14 protein-coding genes are annotated in these 15,359 nt (G+C 73.3%); 7 read left to right on the top strand and 7 right to left on the bottom strand.

Annotated features, from left to right (window positions below; genetic code table 11):
* Window positions 1–25: 25 nt before the first annotated feature.
* Complete coding sequence (locus tag ACZ6Y7_RS09785) at window positions 26–799, bottom strand: SDR family NAD(P)-dependent oxidoreductase (protein WP_465757326.1); 774 nt, start codon at window positions 797–799, stop codon at window positions 26–28.
* Window positions 800–954: 155 nt separating this feature from the next.
* Between ACZ6Y7_RS09785 and ACZ6Y7_RS09780 the strand changes: the two genes are divergently transcribed.
* From ACZ6Y7_RS09780 to ACZ6Y7_RS09765, 4 genes are read left to right on the top strand one after another with little or no spacing between them, the layout of a single operon-like run.
* Window positions 955–1,161, top strand: coding sequence for a hypothetical protein (locus ACZ6Y7_RS09780; RefSeq protein WP_465757325.1), 207 nt, complete (start codon window positions 955–957; stop codon window positions 1,159–1,161).
* A gap of 57 nt (window positions 1,162–1,218) precedes the next feature.
* The gene (locus tag ACZ6Y7_RS09775) at window positions 1,219–1,947 is read left to right on the top strand and encodes a hypothetical protein (RefSeq protein ID WP_465757324.1); all 729 of its coding nucleotides are present in this window, start codon (window positions 1,219–1,221) and stop codon (window positions 1,945–1,947) included.
* The gene (locus ACZ6Y7_RS09770) at window positions 1,944–2,879 is read left to right on the top strand and encodes a DUF6895 family protein (protein WP_465757323.1); all 936 of its coding nucleotides are present in this window, start codon (window positions 1,944–1,946) and stop codon (window positions 2,877–2,879) included. Before ACZ6Y7_RS09775 ends, ACZ6Y7_RS09770 begins: the two co-directional genes overlap by 4 nt.
* Window positions 2,876–4,072 carry a serine hydrolase domain-containing protein gene (locus ACZ6Y7_RS09765; protein WP_465757322.1) on the top strand — a complete coding sequence of 399 codons (1,197 nt, stop codon included), beginning with the start codon at window positions 2,876–2,878 and terminating at the stop codon, window positions 4,070–4,072. The genes ACZ6Y7_RS09770 and ACZ6Y7_RS09765 overlap by 4 nt, the downstream gene beginning before the upstream one ends.
* Here ACZ6Y7_RS09765 and ACZ6Y7_RS09760 read toward each other — a convergent pair.
* Window positions 4,069–4,740: a LysE family translocator gene (locus tag ACZ6Y7_RS09760; RefSeq protein WP_465757321.1), complete on the bottom strand. Its 672-nt coding sequence runs from the start codon at window positions 4,738–4,740 to the stop codon at window positions 4,069–4,071. The genes ACZ6Y7_RS09765 and ACZ6Y7_RS09760 overlap by 4 nt on opposite strands.
* 220 nt (window positions 4,741–4,960) lie before the next feature.
* Between ACZ6Y7_RS09760 and ACZ6Y7_RS09755 the strand changes: the two genes are divergently transcribed.
* Window positions 4,961–6,301, top strand: a complete 1,341-nt coding sequence (locus ACZ6Y7_RS09755; protein WP_465757320.1) for an aminotransferase-like domain-containing protein — start codon at window positions 4,961–4,963, stop codon at window positions 6,299–6,301.
* Window positions 6,302–6,465: 164 nt separating this feature from the next.
* On the opposite strand, the gene ACZ6Y7_RS09750 is transcribed toward ACZ6Y7_RS09755, so the two are convergent.
* Genes ACZ6Y7_RS09750 through ACZ6Y7_RS09740 form a run of 3 tightly spaced genes read right to left on the bottom strand, consistent with a single transcriptional unit; the run spans window position 6,466 to window position 10,021 of the window.
* Window positions 6,466–7,371, bottom strand: a complete 906-nt coding sequence (locus ACZ6Y7_RS09750; protein WP_465757319.1) for an SDR family oxidoreductase — start codon at window positions 7,369–7,371, stop codon at window positions 6,466–6,468.
* A complete protein-coding gene (locus ACZ6Y7_RS09745) occupies window positions 7,368–8,381 on the bottom strand; it encodes an alpha/beta fold hydrolase (protein ID WP_465757318.1) in 1,014 nt (337 codons plus the stop codon). Before ACZ6Y7_RS09745 ends, ACZ6Y7_RS09750 begins: the two co-directional genes overlap by 4 nt.
* Window positions 8,378–10,021 carry a flavin-containing monooxygenase gene (locus ACZ6Y7_RS09740; RefSeq protein WP_465757317.1) on the bottom strand — a complete coding sequence of 548 codons (1,644 nt, stop codon included), beginning with the start codon at window positions 10,019–10,021 and terminating at the stop codon, window positions 8,378–8,380. Before ACZ6Y7_RS09740 ends, ACZ6Y7_RS09745 begins: the two co-directional genes overlap by 4 nt.
* Before the next feature lie 241 nt (window positions 10,022–10,262).
* Here ACZ6Y7_RS09740 and ACZ6Y7_RS09735 point away from each other — a divergent pair, with 241 nt between their 5' ends.
* Window positions 10,263–11,051 (top strand): MerR family transcriptional regulator, encoded by a 789-nt coding sequence (locus ACZ6Y7_RS09735; RefSeq protein ID WP_465757316.1) that lies wholly within the window; start codon window positions 10,263–10,265, stop codon window positions 11,049–11,051.
* Between the two features lie 59 nt (window positions 11,052–11,110).
* Complete coding sequence (locus ACZ6Y7_RS09730; protein WP_465757315.1) at window positions 11,111–12,112, top strand: ABC transporter substrate-binding protein; 1,002 nt, start codon at window positions 11,111–11,113, stop codon at window positions 12,110–12,112.
* 100 nt (window positions 12,113–12,212) lie between these two features.
* Here ACZ6Y7_RS09730 and ACZ6Y7_RS09725 read toward each other — a convergent pair whose 3' ends face one another.
* Window positions 12,213–13,214, bottom strand: coding sequence for a CPBP family intramembrane glutamic endopeptidase (locus ACZ6Y7_RS09725; protein WP_465757314.1), 1,002 nt, complete (start codon window positions 13,212–13,214; stop codon window positions 12,213–12,215).
* A gap of 229 nt (window positions 13,215–13,443) precedes the next feature.
* The gene (locus ACZ6Y7_RS09720) at window positions 13,444–15,081 is read right to left on the bottom strand and encodes a M4 family metallopeptidase (protein ID WP_465757313.1); all 1,638 of its coding nucleotides are present in this window, start codon (window positions 15,079–15,081) and stop codon (window positions 13,444–13,446) included.
* Window positions 15,082–15,359 lie beyond the last annotated feature (278 nt).

Genomic DNA, 15,359 nt, shown 5'->3' with positions numbered 1-15,359 from the left:
AGCCCGACCCGCCCGACCGCGAGCCTCAGTCCGTCCGGTACGTCCGCGCCGCCTTGGAGGAGAGGCCGCCGAGGCCGCCGGACGGCAGCAGTCGGGCGATCGCGACCGCGAGCTTGTAGCGCTTGCTCGGCACCGACAGGGACCGGCCGCGGGCCAGGTCCCGCATCGCCTCGTCCACCACCCGCTCGACGGAGAGCCACGACCAGGCCGGGATGTTGCCGGTGCCCATGCCCGCGCGCTCGTGGAACTCGGTCCGGGTGAAGCCCGGGCACAGCGCCATCATCCGCACGCCCGTACCGCCGAGGTCGCGCAGCACGCCCTGGGTGAAGCTGACCACCCAGGCCTTGCTCGCCCCGTACGTGCCGCGCGGCAGGAAGGCCGCCACCGAGGCCACGTTGACGATCGCGCCCCGCTGCCGCTCGCGCATGCCGGGCAGCGCGGCCGTGGTCAGCCGCAGGATCGCCTCGATGTGCACCTTCAGCATGTCCAGCTCGTCCTGCAGAGGGACGGTCCCGAAGGCGCCCTTGTTGCCGAAGCCCGCGTTGTTGATCAGGAGGTCGACCGGGCGGCCGGAGTCGGCGAGCCGGGCCTCGACGGCGGCGATGCCCTCGTCGCTCGCCAGGTCGGCGGTCAGCACCTCCGTCTCGACGCCGTACTTCGCGCGGAGGTCCGCGGCGGCGCGCTCCAGGCGGCCGGTGTCGCGCGCCACCAGGACGAGGGCGTAGCCGCTGCGGGCGAGCCGACGGGCGAACGCGGCTCCGATGCCGGCGGTCGCGCCGGTGATCAAGGCTGTGGTCATGCCCCCGACCGTACCGACTCGCCGCAGTCGAGCCCACACCGAGGGCAACGCCCCTGCTCAGCGGGCTGCGGATGCAAGCGATCGATCGTGCTCGTAGTGTCGGACAGGGGCATCGCCCGACCGGGTGATGAAATCCAGACGAGGAGGCACATCTGATGCTTACTCAGTTCCGTACCGAATCGACCGCGACGTCACTCACCGCGACGTCCGCCGAGGCCGAGACCCTAGCGAGCCTGATGGTGGAGGACGAGGCCGTCGTGTCCGACGCGCCCACGTACCTGCCGGAGGCCGCCGGCGCGGCCCTGCTGCTGGGGCTGCTGCTGCTCTCGCCGAAGGGCCCCAAGGAGAAGCCGACCCGGTAGCGGGTCCCCTCGGGCACCACGCCCGTGTCCGGCCTCTCGAAGGAGGACCACCTCACCATGCCGTTCGCCGAGACCCCACTCCGTGACGAGTACGCCGCGGCGGTCCAGCGAGTGGCGGGCCGCACCCTCGACGCCCTGCGGGACGGCGGGGGTACGGCCGCACTCACGGACCCCGGCACCGCCGCCCCGCGCCCACTGCTGGCCGCAGCGCGGGTGCTCGGCGGCGACCTGTTCGCCCCGCAGCTGCTCGTCGGCGCCGAACCCGACGCGGCCACCGCCGCACTCCTGGCCGAAGCACGCCGGACGCTTCCCGCGCCGGTGCCCGCCTCCGAGGACGCCGCGCTGGTGATCGGGTGGCAGGACTGGGCGGCCGCCCGGCTACTCGCCCGCACACCGCACGGGGACGGCGGGCAGCCGACCGCGCCACCGCTGCGGCCGTCCGGGCCCCTCTCCGGGCCGCAGGTCCTCGGCTGGCAGGCCTGGTCGGTGCGCATGGCGCAGCTGTCCGTCCTCACGCTGCCGGGGCTGGACGGCCCGGTCCACGACACCGCCCGGGCGAACACCCTGGACCTCGCCCGCGGCGCCGTCCGCGCCATGCTGCGGCGCGACCCGGCCACTGCGGTCCGGCTCACCCGCTGGCTGGCCCGAGCCCGCGCCGACGGCCGACCGGTACGACTGGAGGTCGAACCCCTCCTGGAGCGGATCCGCCTGGTCGGCGATCGGACCGCCCGCTCCGAACTCGAACTCGCCATCGCCCAGCGCCTGTTGAACGGGGCCACGAGATGACCGACACCCCACCGCTCGCCACCGCCCAACAGCTCGGATCCCGCGCGCTGGCCTGGCTGCACGCCGGATACCGGGCCGGCTACGGCAGGCTCCAGGACAACACGGTGATCGACCTCGCCGAACCGAACGACGTCTACAAACCGCTCTGCGAGGTGGCCCTCGCCTCCTCCCTGGTGCTGCGCGACGGCGTCACCGGCCCGCACGACGCCGCGCTGGCACGCGACCTCCTCGACACCGCCTGGGCCCAGCTGCGGGAGGGCGACCTGCTGTACGAGCGGCAACTGCGGCACGTCACCGTCGTCGACCCGCTGGAGACCTACGGCCACTTCGCCCGGGTCGGGTACCGCCACGGCGCCCTGGAGGAACTGCTCGGCTCGATCGGCCGGCTCCGGGCCGTGCACGCCATCGAGATCCCGGGCAACCGCAAGCTCGCCCTCGCCAACGCCCGGCGGATCGCCGGCCTCGAACCCCCACCCGACTGGTCCGCCCTGGCCGGGTCCACCTGGCTCGGCGCCCTGCCCGAGCCGTGGACCATCGCCTGGGTGATCGGCTACCACGTCACCCATACCGTCTTCCACCTCACCGACTGGGGGGCCCGGCCGGAGTGCCTGCCCGAACCGATGCGCGACTACCTGCGCGACTGGCTGCCGGTCTGGCTCGACATCTGGCTGGAGATCGAGCAGTGGGACCTCGCCGGCGAGCTGCTCATCGTCGACTCCTGCATCGGCGAACCGATCACCGGGTCCGCCGGCTGGGAGGCCCTGGCCGCGGCCCAGCAACCGGACGGGCTGATCCCCTGCGAGGGCGCGATGCCCGACTACGACGACCCGGAGGACGCCTTCCGCGACCACGGACACACCGCCGTGGTCGGGGTGGTGGCCGCCACCGTCGCACTGTCACGCGCGCTCGGTGGCACGCCGGTGGCCGCGTGAGCGAGCGCGACGGCACGGCACGGACGGCGGTGCGGGCCGACGTCCGGGCTGGTGGCCGTCCCGAGGGCCGAGTTGATGGCCGGGTTGAGGGCCGGGCCGAGGACCGGGTTGAGGGCCGGGTTGAGGGCCGGGTTGAGGGCCGGGCCGTTGGACAGGCCGATGGCCGGGCCGGCCTCCAGGCCGCCGTTCAGGACGCCGTTCGGGCCGCCGAGCCGTACGCCACCGCCGTCACCGTCGCCGTGGCCCGCGGGGACCGGGAGGAGATCCGGTGCTTCGGACGGCTCGGGCGCTCGCCGGACGCCCCCGTGTGCACACCGGACACGGTCTTCGAACTCGGCTCCGTCACCAAGACGTTCACCGCCCTGCTGCTGGCGACCATGGCCGCCGGCGGCGAACTCGCCCTGGACGACCCGGTGGAGGAACACCTGCCGCACTCCTGGCGCCCGGCGGCGGTCCGTTCGCCCGAGCCGATCCGGCTGCTGCACCTGGCCACCCACACCTCGGGCCTGCCCCGACTGCCGCCCGGGCTGCTCACGCGGGCCGTACGGACCTGGTGCAGCAACCCGTACGCCGCTTACGGGGACGACCAGTTGAGGGCCGGGCTGGCGCGAACGACGGTGCGTGCGGATCCCGGTAGCCGGTACCGGTACTCCAACTACGGCGTCGGACTGCTCGGCCGGGTGCTCGCCGAAACCGGCGGGCTGCCGTACGACGACCTGCTCGCCGAACGAATCTGCCGGCCGCTCGGACTGCGCTCGACCACGTGCCGCCCGGACGCGCCGGAGCCGGCCCTCGGACACCGGCACGGACGGGAGCTCCCGCCCTGGCACATCCCCGGGCTGCCGGGAGCGGGCGCGGTCCGGGCGAGCGGAGCCGACCTCCTGCGCTATCTCCGGGCCCATCTCAACCGCGGAGAAGGCGAGTTGGGCGCCGCTCTGCGGGACGTCCAGCAACCGAGGCTACGGCTCCCGCACACCGCCGACCGGCTCGGCCTGGTCTGGACGCGGCGCCGGTCCGGCGATCGGGAGCTCTGCTTCCACACCGGCGGGACCCGCGGGTTCACGGCCTTCGTCGGGTTCGCCCCGGACGGCGCGGCCGCGGTCGCCGCGCTGGCCAACACCGGGCCGGCGCTGGACGGGCGGTTCGTGCAGGCCGGGTACGAGGTGCTGCGGGCCGCCGCCCGGGCGGACTAAGCCGTGACCGCCACGGCACGGTCGGCGGCGATGCGCACGGCCAGGCCGGCGAGGACGGTGCCCATCACGTAGCGCTGGATCCGCAGCCAGACCGGGCGACGGTCGAGGAAGGCGGCGATGCCGCCCGCGCTCATCGCGATCAGGCCGTTGACGGTGATCGCGACGGCGATCTGGGTCAGGCCCAGCAGCAGGCTCTGCACGGCGACGTGGCCGCGCTCGGGCGCCACGAACTGGGGCAGCAACGAGATGTACATGATGGCGATCTTGGGGTTGAGCAGGCAGGTCAGGAAACCCATCGCGAACAGCCGGCGCGGCGGGTCCGGCGCCAGCCGCTGCGGGGCGAACACCGCGGTGCCGCCCGGCTTGACCGCCTTCCAGGCCAGCCAGAGCAGGTAGCCGGCACCGGCCAGCTTGATCGCGGTGTAGAGGGCGGGCACCACCGAGAACACCGCGGCCACCCCTGCCGTCACCGCGACCAGGTAGACCAGGAAACCGGCCCCCACCCCGAGCAGCGAGATCAGCCCGGCGCGACGGCCCTGGGCTATCGAGCGGGAGACCAGGTAGATCATGTTGGGCCCCGGGGACAGCACCATGCCCAGTGCCACGGCGGCGATTCCGAGCACGGCATGGCCGTCCACGGCGGAGGTCAGCGCTTCCACGTCGTTCATGGGAGGAGGCCAGGACGGGCGGTCGGGTCGGTGCAATGATGACTTTGCGCTCGGTGCAATGGGCGCCGGGACGGGTGGTGAGGACCCTGATGTGCGGACCGGGCCGTCAAGACGGGGTCGCGAAAACAGGCTTGTGAGTGCGCGGTTGTGAGGGCGGGCTCGCGAGGACGGGCTTGGGAGGACGGGCTTGGGCGGACGGGCTTGTGAGGACGGGGTGCCGATGGACGACTACCGCGTGATCGCCGACCACATCGCCGCCGAGATCGGGGACGGGCGGCTGCGGCCGGGCGAACAGCTGCCCACCCAGCGTGCGTTCGCCCGCGCTCGGGGGATCGCCGGCTCGACGGCGGCACGGGTCTACCGCGAACTCTCCCGGCGCGGGCTGACCGTCGGGGAGGTCGGGCGCGGCACCTTCGTCCGGGCCGGGCGCGGGACGGACGGCGGGCTGGTCGCACTCGCCGAGCCGGCCGCCGAGCCCGTGGACCTGGAACTCAACTACCCCACCGCCCCCGGGCAGGCCGGGCTGCTGGCCGGCGCGCTGGCACCGCTGCTGCGCGCGGACGCGCTCGACCACGCGCTGCGACCGATCGGCGCGGCCGGGACGGGCCCCGCGCGGCGCGCCTTCGCGGACCTGCTCTCGACCGACTCCTGGGAGGTGGGCGCGGCGGACCTGCTGTTCACCGGCAACGGGCGGCAGGCCATCACGGGAGCGCTCTGCGCGCTGGTGCCGCCCGGGCAGCGGCTGGGGGTCGAGGCGCTGACCTACCCGGTCGTCAAGGCGGCGGCGGAGCGGCTGGGCATCCGGCTGGTGCCGCTGGCCGTCGACGAGGACGGGCTGCTGCCGGACGCCGTCGCGGCCGCCCACCGGAAGGCGCCGCTGCGCGCCGTCTACGTGCAGCCGCGACTGCAGAACCCACTCGGCGTGAGCCTGTCGCCGGAACGGGCGGTGGGGCTCGCGGAGGAGCTGCGACGGCTCGACCTCCCGGTCGTCGAGGACGCCATCTGGTCCTTCCTGCGGCCCGGGTCGGCACCGCTGGCCGCACTCGCGCCGGAGCGCACCGTCCTGGTGGACAGCCTCTCCAAGCGGCTGGCCCCCGGCCTGACCACGGGGTTCGCGGTGGTCCCGGCCGGGCTGCGGGAGCAGGTGGCGGGCGCGCTGCGCGCCGGCGGGTGGACGCCGAGCGGCTTCGCCCTGGAGGCGGCGGTGCGCTGGATCGGGGACGGCACCCTGGCGGCGGTCGAGGCGGCGAAGCGGGCCGACGCGGCGGCCCGGCAGCTGCTGGCACGCGAGGCACTGGCGGGGCAGCGGCTGCGGGCCGACCCGGGCTCGTACTACCTGTGGTGGGAGCTGCCCGCGGCGTGGCGGGCGGAGACCTTCGTCGCGGCGGCGGCCCGCGCCGGGATCTCGGTCACGCCCGCGACGGCGTTCGCCGTCGATCCGCGGCGCTCGCCGAACGCCGTCCGGGTCGGGCTGGCCTCCCCGCCGCTGCCGGTGCTGGCACGGGCGCTGGCAACGCTGGGGCGGATCGCGGCGGAAGGGGCGGGAGTGGCGGACGGGTGACGGATGACAGCGAACAGATTTCAACATCTGTCAGCTGAAATCTGTTCGCTGTCATCTGTTCGCTGGTACCGGCTCCCTGGTATCTGTTCGCTGGTACCTGCTCGCTGTCATCCGTCGGCTGTCCCGTGGCCGCCGGCATCCGCCGGCGGCCGGCTGTCCAGCCGTCAGCTTTCCGACCCGCTGCGGCTCCCCCGGGCCGCCGTGTCCGCCGCGCCACCGGCGCCGACCGCGCGCAGACGGCTCGCGGCGGTGGCGGCGAGCTGGGGGGCGAGCCGGGCGACGTCGCGGGAGCCGACCACCGCGATCAGGCTCGGCAGCAGCCACCGGGCGGGCTGCATGCCGCGCAGCCAGGCCTGCGCGTAGACGTGCGCGGAGCGCCGCGCGATCCCCGCGACGATCCGGTCCACCGCCGGCTCCAGCGGGTACGTCTTGTTCGCCGGCCACGGCAGCCGGGCCCGCATCTGCTTCAGTACGGAGTCCTCGTCGGCGCCGCGGACCATGTCGGTGTCGGTCCAACTCAGGTACCCGACACCGATCTTCACCCCCTGGTGGGCGACCTCGGCACGGATCGAGTGCGCGAAGGCCTCCACCCCGGCCTTGCTGGCACAGTACGCGCTCATCAGCGGTGCGGGCGTCAGCGCGGCGAGCGAGGCGATCTGCAGCAGGTAGCCGCCGCTCTCGGTGAGGGCCGGCAGGAAGGCCCGCGCGGTGGCGACGCTGCCGAGCAGGTTCACCTCGATGACCCGGCTGAACGCCCGGTGGTCGCTGTCCATCAGCGGCCCACCGATGGCGATCCCGGCATTGGCGACGACGGTGTCGATTCGTCCGTAGTGCTCCTTGATCCGTCGGGCGGCGTCCTCCAGCGCCTCCAGGTCGGTGACGTCCACCTCCCAACTGGTGGCGTCCGGACCGCACTGGGTGGCGACGGCCTTCAGCTCCTCCGGTTCCAGCCCCAGCAGGGCGACCTTGGCACCGCGCCGGGCGAGCTTGCGGGCCAGCGAGGCGCCGACCCCGCGGGCGGCGCCGGTGACGACGACGACCTGCGCGGACAACGGCGGGATGGCGTTCATGCGACAGCGGTCCTCTCCTCGGTGGAGCCTGCGGCGGTGACAGCGGACGGCGCGGACTGCGACGGCGCGGACTGCGACGCCGCGGACTGGGACGGCGCGCCGACCAGGTGCTCGACGGCCATCCGGTGGATCTCGGCGGCGACCTCGGCCGGGCGCTCCAGCGGCGCCATGTGCCCGACGCCGGGCAGCAGCAACAGCCCCTGCGGGTCCTTGAGCGCGGCGACCATCCGGTGCGCGTGCACCGGCGGGGTCAGCCGGTCGTCGGTGCCGACCACCACGGACGTGGGTGCGGCGAGCCGGGCCAGCCCGGCGTGGACGTCCAGCCGGTCGAGCACCGCGGCCCAGTTGGCGCGGACGGACGTCGGGCAGGCGTGCACGATCCGGGCCGTCGCCTCCACCTGCCCGATGGGCGAACTCGGCCCCATCGTGGCGTACTTGAGCGCCACCCGGCTGACCGGCGAGACCGGTCCGAGCGGCAGTCGGGAGCGCAGCAGCTGCCGGTGCAGGAAGCGGCGCAGGCCCGGGGAGCGTACGGCGGAGGGCAGCACGGTGAGCTCGGCCACCAACTCGCGCGGGCCGGTGGAGATCAGGACGGCGGCAGCGGTGCGCTCGGCGACCTCGGGGCGGCCGGCGGCGGCCATGATGGTCATCCCGCCCATGCTGTGCCCGGCCAGGACGGCGCGCTCCCCCGCCGGGACGGTCCGGTCGAGCACGGCGGACAGGTCCTCGGCGAGCGCTCGGGTCGAGTAGCGGACCCGGCTCGGCGGGATCTCGCTGTGCCCGTGCCCGCGCTGGTCGTAGGCCACCACCCGGTAGCGGTCGGAGAGTTCGCGGATCACCGGCGCCCAGAAGACGGTCGAGCAGGTCCAGCCGTGCGCCAGTACCACGGTGGGCGCGCCGGGTTGGCCGTGCACCTCGACGTGCAGCCGGATGCCGTCGGCCGACCGGACGCTCAACTCCTCCACGGGCGTCGGTGGTTCGTACTCGGCTGGCAGGCGGACGGAGTTCACGCGGAGACCTCCTGGACGGGGCGGACGGCGGCCGGCGCGGTGCGCATGATCAGCTCGTACTCACCGAGGTCCACCTTGCGGGTGGCGCGGCGGAACGAGCTCGTGGAACCGGGCCACAGCACGGTGTTCTTGCCGTTGGGGTCGAGGTACCAGCTGCGGCAGCCGCCGGTGGTCCAGACCGTCCGGTCCATCCGGTGCTGCAGTTCCAGGTTCCACTGCCGCTGGGCGCGCGCGGTCGGCTGCATCGCGGCCGCGCCGATCGAGCCGAGCGTGGTCAACGCGTCGATCAGGTAGTTCAGTTGGGACTCGATCATCAGGATCATCGAGCTGTTCCCGAGGCCGGTGTTGGGCCCGATGACGAAGAAGAGGTTGGGAAACCCGCGCACCGTCGAACCGCGCAGCGCCTCCATCCCGCCCTTCCACTCCTCCGCCAGGCTCGTGCCGTCGATCCCGAACACCCGGGCACCGATGGGCATGTCGGTGACGTGGAAGCCGGTGCCGAAGACGATGGCGTCCACGTCGTGCTCGCTGCCGTCGGCCGCGACCAGCGTGGAACCGCGCACTTCCCGCAGGCCGGAGGCGACGACCTCGGTGTTGGCGGCGGCGAGCGCCGGGTAGTAGGTGTTGCTGAGCAGGATGCGCTTGCAGCCGATCCGGTAGTCCGGGGTGAGCTTGGCGCGCAGCGCCCGGTCCGGGACGCCCTGGGCGAGGTGGCGTTCGGCGAGCTGCTGGACCAGGCGCAGCAGCCCGGGCCGGCGGACGAAGGCGTCCACCTGGAGCTCGCGGAGGGCGAAGAGGGTGCCGCGCCGGACCTTGGCGGTGACCGGCAGGCGGCCGTGCAGCCACTTCTCCAGTTGGGTGATCTCGCGGTCGCGGCGCGGCAGGACCCAGGCCGGGGTGCGCTGGAACACGGTCAGCTTGCCGACCCGGGGCTGGATCGACGGGATGATCTGGGCCGCGGAGGCGCCGGTACCGACCACGGCGACGCGCTTGCCGGTCAGGTCGAAGTCGTGGTCCCAGCGGGAGGAGTGGAACACCTTGCCGGTGAAGCCGCTCAGGCCGGGGAGGTCGGGGATCTGCGGGTCGGCGAGCGGCCCGGCGGCGGAGACGACGGCGTCGGCGGTCCATTGGCCGGCCGAGGTGGTGATCCGCCAGCGGGTCTCGTCGCTCTCCCACCGCGCCTCCAGCACCTCGGCGTTGAAGCGCAGGTGCGGGCGGATCCCGAACACGGTGGCGACCTTCTCCAGGTAGGCGCGGATGTCCGGCTGGCCGGAGAAGCTGCGCGGCCATTCGGCGTTGGGCGCGAAGGAGAAGGAGTACAGGTGTGAGGGCACGTCGCAGGCGCACCCGGGGTAGCTGTTGTCCCGCCAGGTGCCGCCGACGGAGTCCGCGCGCTCCAGGACGACGAAGTCGGTGATCCCGGCGCGGCGCAGCCGGACCGCGGCGCCGAGGCCGCCGAAGCCGGAGCCGATCACCGCCACCCGGACGTGCGGGACGGCCTGGTGCGGCGCCGCGGGCGTCTCGGCGCCGGAGGTGCGGGACACGCCGGGCGCATCGGAGGTGCCGGATGTGCCGGACGCACCGGAAGTGCCGGACGCACCGGACACTCCGGAGCGGGGGCGCTTGCTGCTGGATGCCATGCGGCCTCCTCCTGAGGGTGGGCGGTGGTCGTCGCGCTCTCCGGGAGCCTTCCCCGGAACCCTGCCAATCGCGCCAGTAATCACTGGCGCGATTGGCAGGGTAGCCCTTGCTGACACCGGATGGAAGAAGCCCGACGGCCCGATTCCCGGATCGTCCCGTGATCCCCCGGGGAGCCCCGGGAGCACCCTGATCCGTTCCGGAGGCGTCCGGGTTCCCGGAACGCTCCCGGCCGACGGACCTATGCTGATCGCCGTGGACAAGGTCAGAGCTGCTGCGGGCGACAGAAAACGCGAGTACCGGGTGGAGGAACTGGCCGAAGCGGCCGGCATCACCACCCGCACCCTGCGGTTCTACCGCGAGCGCAAACTGCTCCAACCGCCCCGCAAGGAGGGCCGGATCGCCTGGTACGGCGAGGAGCACCTGGCCCGGCTGCGGATGATCGGCGAGCTGCTGGAGCGCGGCCACACCCTCGGCGGCATCGCCGAGCTGATCGGCGCCGGGGAGAGCGGACGGGACGTCGCGGACCTGATCGGGCTGGAGGCGGCCATCGTCGCTCCCTGGTCGGACGAGACGCCGGTACGCCTGGACTGGGAGGAACTGAAGGCGGCCTTCGGCGACCAGCTCACCGAGGAGAACACCGCCGAGGCGATCGCCCAGGACTACATCACCGTCGAGGAGGACGGGATCACCCACGTCAGCCGCCGCCTGATGGACGCCACCACCAACCTGGTGGCGGAGGGCGTGCCGCTGGCGGCCGTGCTGGACGCCAGCCGGCGCACCCGGGAACACGTGGACGCCATCGCCGAGATCTTCATCGAGCTGGTCACCGAGCACCTGCTCAGCGCGCTGTCCGTCGAGACCCCGCTCCCGCCCGGCGAGGCCGCCCGGCTCACCGAACGCATCCTGCGCGTGCGCCCGTTGGCCCGGACCGTCGCCGACGCCCAGTTCACCCTCGCCATGGACCGCCGGGTGCACGCGGAGTACGAGGAACTGCTGCGCCAGCGACGGGAGTACGGCTCCGAGGCGTAGCGGGCCGACCACGCGGGCAGGAATTCCCGCGCCCCGCCCGCACGTTGGAGGTGCCGTCGATGCCCACACCCGTCAGCCGCCGCGCCGTGCTCGGCCTCGCCGCCGGACTCGCGCCGGGGCTCGCCCTCGCCGCCTGCGGGACCGACTCGCCCGCCCCGGCGGGCGGTTCCCCCGGAAGCGGCGGGGACGGAGGCGGGACCGGCGGCGGCGCCCGGGTGGTCCGGCACGCGCGCGGCGAGAGCACCGTACCGGCACGGGCCGGGCGGGTGGTGGTGCTGGACACGGACGCGCTGGACTCGGTGGTCACCCTCGGCCTCGCGCCGGTCGGCGCGACCACCGTCAGCGCGGGCGCGCCCTTCCCGAGCTACCTCCCGGCCGAGCGGCTGAGCGGGACCAAGGCCGTCGGCACGATCGGCCAGCCCAACCTGGAGACGATCGCGGCACTGCGGCCGGACCTCATCCTCAGCAACCAGGTCCGCGACGACAAGCGGTACGGCGAGCTGTCCGCGATCGCGCCGACCGTGCTCTCCAAGACCACCGGACCGACCTGGAAGGAGAACGTCCGGCTGCACGCCGAGGCGCTGGGCCGCCAGGCCGAGGCCGAGGCGGCGGACGCGGCGTACCGGACGAAGCTCCGGGACCTGGTCACCGCGATCGGCGGGCCGGCCAAGGCCGCCGCCACCCGGGTCGAGATGGCCCGCTTCCTGGCGGGCGCGCCGACCAGGCTCTACCTCGACGACACCTTCGTCGGCTCGCTGTTCAAGGACCTCGGGCTCGGGCGGCCGGCCAACCAGGACAAGCCCGGTTTCTCGCTGGAGATCAGCCCCGAGCAGGTGGACCAGGCGGCGGCCGACGTCATCTTCTACTCGGTGTACGGCGACGCGGCCAAGTCCGACCAGGGCAAGATCACCGAAGGCTCGCTGTGGAAGAACCTGGACGCCGTCCGCAACGGGCGGGTGTTCCGGGTGGACGACAACGTGTGGATGCTCGGCATCGGGTACACCGGCGCCGGCCTGGTCCTGGACGAGATCCGCAAGGACCTGGCGGGGGTGAACGGGTGACAGATGACGGATGACAGCTTTCAGATGACAGATTTCAACATCTGTCATCTGAAAGCTGTCGGCTGTCATCTGTTCGCCGTCATCTGTCAGCTGTCATCCGTCAGCCGTCCTCCGGCCACTGTCCTCCGGCCGCTGGCACCCCGCCGCTGGCATCCGGCCGCAGGCGCCCGGTGAACGCGAGGAAGGCGACGAACGCGCCGAGGACGATCCAGCCGGGCCAGCCGGCGAGCCCCATGGTGAGCGGATCCAGCTCGGCGTCCGGGGCGGCGAACTCCTTGACCATCGACACGCTCATGCTGCTCGCGAAGGTGTGCGCCAGCACCGCCGGGACCACCGACCCCGACCGCAGCCGCAGCCAGGTGAAGACCGGCAGGACGAGCACACAGCTCACCACGAACGCGGGCACCGCCACGTACCAGGGCCGCCCCGGATACTGGCCGCCCATCAGCAGCGGCGGCAGGTGCCAGAGCGCGAAGGCCGCACCCGTGAGCAGGTAGGCCCGCACCAGGGCTCCCGCGCCGGCGCGTCCGCCGCCCAGCCGGACCAGGCGGGGGAACAGGAAGCCCTGCCACCCGAGTTCCTCCCCGAAGAAGAGCGGCAACGAGACCGCCATCCCGATCACGCCCCGTACCGCCCATGACCCGACCGCCCCCTCGTCCAGCGCGCGGAACCCGGCGAACGGGTAGCTGCCGGCCAGCGTGCCGAGCACCAGCACCGCGGCCGTCAGTCCGCCGAGCACACCGATCGGCAGCAGGCAGGCCCGGACCGCGCGGCCCCAGGGCCGAGGCCAGTGCAACGCGAGGGCGTCCCGCATGCCGCCGCCCCCACCGTGCCCGCCCCTGCCCCCGCGCCCGCCCCCGCGTTCCACGAAACGGACCACCACGAGAGCCGCCAGCCCCGGCGCGAACATCGCGGCGCCGATGCAGAGTTGTTCCAGGCCGCCGACCTCCTCCCGGGCGTCGGCCCGCCGGTAGCCGCCGGCGAGCAACGGCGTCATGGCCGCCCACATCCCGGCGTAGGCGAGGACCAGGTAGAGCAGCAGGCCGCGTCGGCGGTTCGAACGCGGCCTCGAACGCGGCGGAGACTGAGTCGGTAACGTCATGTCGGGGACGCTACGGATCCGAAGGATGCCCCGGTAAGCACGTCCCCTGCCGTTCCGGGGAGTTGCGGACCACCGGGCGAATGGTCGAGTTTTCCGGGTGTACCGCACCACACCGCACGTGCTAGCCCTGCCCGTCGCCGGTCGCGTCGGGCGCCGGAGCGGCGGCGGGGCGACGGTGGTCCGCACACCGTCGCCCCGCCGTTCGCGCACCCTTGCGACTACCCCCGGCTCAGTTGACGTTCACCGCCATCCAGGTGGCGGCGACCGCGTTGTACTCCGTGCTGCCCGATCCGTACAGGTCCGCCGCCGCGCTGAGGGTGGCCGCTCGGGCTCCCGCGTAGTCGGTGGTGGAGGTGAAGTACGTGGTCAGCGCCTTGTACCAGATCTGCGCCGCCTTGTCCCGGCCGATGCCCGCGAGCGACGAGTTGTCGTACGTCGGGCTGTTGTAGCTGAACCCGTTGACGGTCTTGGCGCCGCTGCCCTCGGCCAGCAGGTAGAAGAAGTGGTTGGCCACACCGGACGAGTAGTGCACGTCCAGGTTGCCCACGTCGGCCGACCAGTAGTCGGCGGAGCTGCCGTCCTTGCTCGGCTGGTCCATGTAGCGCAGCGGCGTGCCGTCGCCCTTGAGGTTGATCAGCTCGCCGATCTGGTAGTTCGGCGGGTTGGAGGGCAGATTGGCGTACCACTCGACCATCGTGCCCATGATGTCCGAGGTGGCCTCGTTGAGGCCGCCGGACTCGCCGGCGTAGTTGAGGTTGGCGGTCGCGGCCGTCACGCCGTGGGTCATCTCGTGGCCGGCCACGTCGATTTCGGTGAGTGGGGCGGCGTTGCCGCTGCCGTCGCCGTACGACATGCAGAAGCAGTCGTCGCTCCAGAACGCGTTGACGTAGTTGGATCCGTAGTGGACCCGGCTGAGGGCGCCGACGCCGTCGTTGCGGATGCCGTTGCGGCCGAAGGTGTTCTTGTAGAAGTCCCAGGTGGCGGCGGCGCCGAACTGGGCGTCCACGGCGGCGGATTCGCGGTTCGCGGCGGTGCCGTCGCCGAAGCTGTTGCTGGTGTTGGCGAACAGCGAGCCGTTGCCCGAGGTGCCGTTGCGCATGTCGGCGGTGGACTGGCCGCCCCGGCCGTCGTCCTTGAGCTGGTACTGGCTGCCGCTCTTCGCGGTGGTCAGCGGGACCTGGCCGACGAAGACGCCGTTGCCGGTGCCGGCGGCGGTCTGGACCTTCTCGTGGGTGGAGAGCACCTGACCGGTCGCGGCGTCGGTGATCAGGACCTGGCTGCTCGGGGTGCCGTCGGCGCGCGCGCCTTCGACGGTGGTGCGGTAGGCCAGGCGGGGATTGCCGTCGGTGGCCCAGACCACCAGTTCGGCCGTGCCGGTCCGGTGGACGTCGGTCAGCGGGGACTGGTCGGCGTCCAGGGTCACCCCGACGGTGGCCTTGACGGCGCCGGCGGCCTGGTCTGCGGCCCGGTCGGCGGGGACCTCCGGGGTGAGGCTCGGCAGGGCGATCCGCGCGGAGACGGCCTTGTTGACCGACTTCACGGCGCCGTCGGCCTTCTGGTGGACGACCAGGTCGCCGCCGATCACCGGCAGGCCGGCGTAGGTGCGCTCGAAGCGCAGGTGGCGGGTGCCGTCCCGGTCCACCACGGCGTCCTTGGCGACCAGTTGCTCCTTGTCGCCGAGGCCGAGCGCCGCGGCGAGCGGGCCGGCCTGGCCGCTCGCCACCGCGAGCACGGTGGCGTGCTGCAGGGCGGCCTGGTCCTGCGGCGAGGAGGCGGGGGCGGCCTGGGCGCCGGTGCTCGTCTGGATCACACCGGTCAGCAGGGCCGTGGCCGAGAGTACGGCGACGGCCGTGAGCTTTCGCTTCACGTACGAAGTCCTTCCGGGAAACCGCGCATGGACGCGGTCGCGCCTCGTCCCGGGGGCCGGGTCGGCACCTGGGGGGCGGAACGGGCGCTGACGTGCTGAATCCCGTGGAGTCGAGCGGCTCGCCACCGAGGGGTGGGGGTGGGGGCTACCGCTGGGGGATGAACAGAAGCATGACGACCCGACAGGGCAAATGACAGGTCCGCCTCAGGAGTTGGCCAGGTCTCGCCAGCAGGTGAAGGCCGTTCACAGAGTGGACGGATCAGGACGATTCACCCGCC

Source organism: Kitasatospora sp. NPDC053308 (genome assembly GCF_055585785.1).
Note: the sequence above shows the minus strand (reverse complement) of the source record. Positions and strands in the feature narration are given on the sequence as shown.

What these genes read in the sequence shown, in the direction of transcription:
- ACZ6Y7_RS09760 (WP_465757321.1), bottom strand. Translation starts at nt 4,740, where the DNA reads ATGAACGACGTGGAAGCGCTGACCTCCGCCGTGGACGGCCATGCCGTG.
- ACZ6Y7_RS09780 (WP_465757325.1), top strand. Translation starts at nt 955, where the DNA reads ATGCTTACTCAGTTCCGTACCGAATCGACCGCGACGTCACTCACCGCG.
- ACZ6Y7_RS09750 (WP_465757319.1), bottom strand. Translation starts at nt 7,371, where the DNA reads ATGAACGCCATCCCGCCGTTGTCCGCGCAGGTCGTCGTCGTCACCGGC.
- ACZ6Y7_RS09755 (WP_465757320.1), top strand. Translation starts at nt 4,961, where the DNA reads ATGGACGACTACCGCGTGATCGCCGACCACATCGCCGCCGAGATCGGG.
- ACZ6Y7_RS09775 (WP_465757324.1), top strand. Translation starts at nt 1,219, where the DNA reads ATGCCGTTCGCCGAGACCCCACTCCGTGACGAGTACGCCGCGGCGGTC.
- ACZ6Y7_RS09730 (WP_465757315.1), top strand. Translation starts at nt 11,111, where the DNA reads ATGCCCACACCCGTCAGCCGCCGCGCCGTGCTCGGCCTCGCCGCCGGA.
- ACZ6Y7_RS09735 (WP_465757316.1), top strand. Translation starts at nt 10,263, where the DNA reads ATGCTGATCGCCGTGGACAAGGTCAGAGCTGCTGCGGGCGACAGAAAA.
- ACZ6Y7_RS09770 (WP_465757323.1), top strand. Translation starts at nt 1,944, where the DNA reads ATGACCGACACCCCACCGCTCGCCACCGCCCAACAGCTCGGATCCCGC.
- ACZ6Y7_RS09725 (WP_465757314.1), bottom strand. Translation starts at nt 13,214, where the DNA reads ATGACGTTACCGACTCAGTCTCCGCCGCGTTCGAGGCCGCGTTCGAAC.
- ACZ6Y7_RS09740 (WP_465757317.1), bottom strand. Translation starts at nt 10,021, where the DNA reads ATGGCATCCAGCAGCAAGCGCCCCCGCTCCGGAGTGTCCGGTGCGTCC.
- ACZ6Y7_RS09785 (WP_465757326.1), bottom strand. Translation starts at nt 799, where the DNA reads ATGACCACAGCCTTGATCACCGGCGCGACCGCCGGCATCGGAGCCGCG.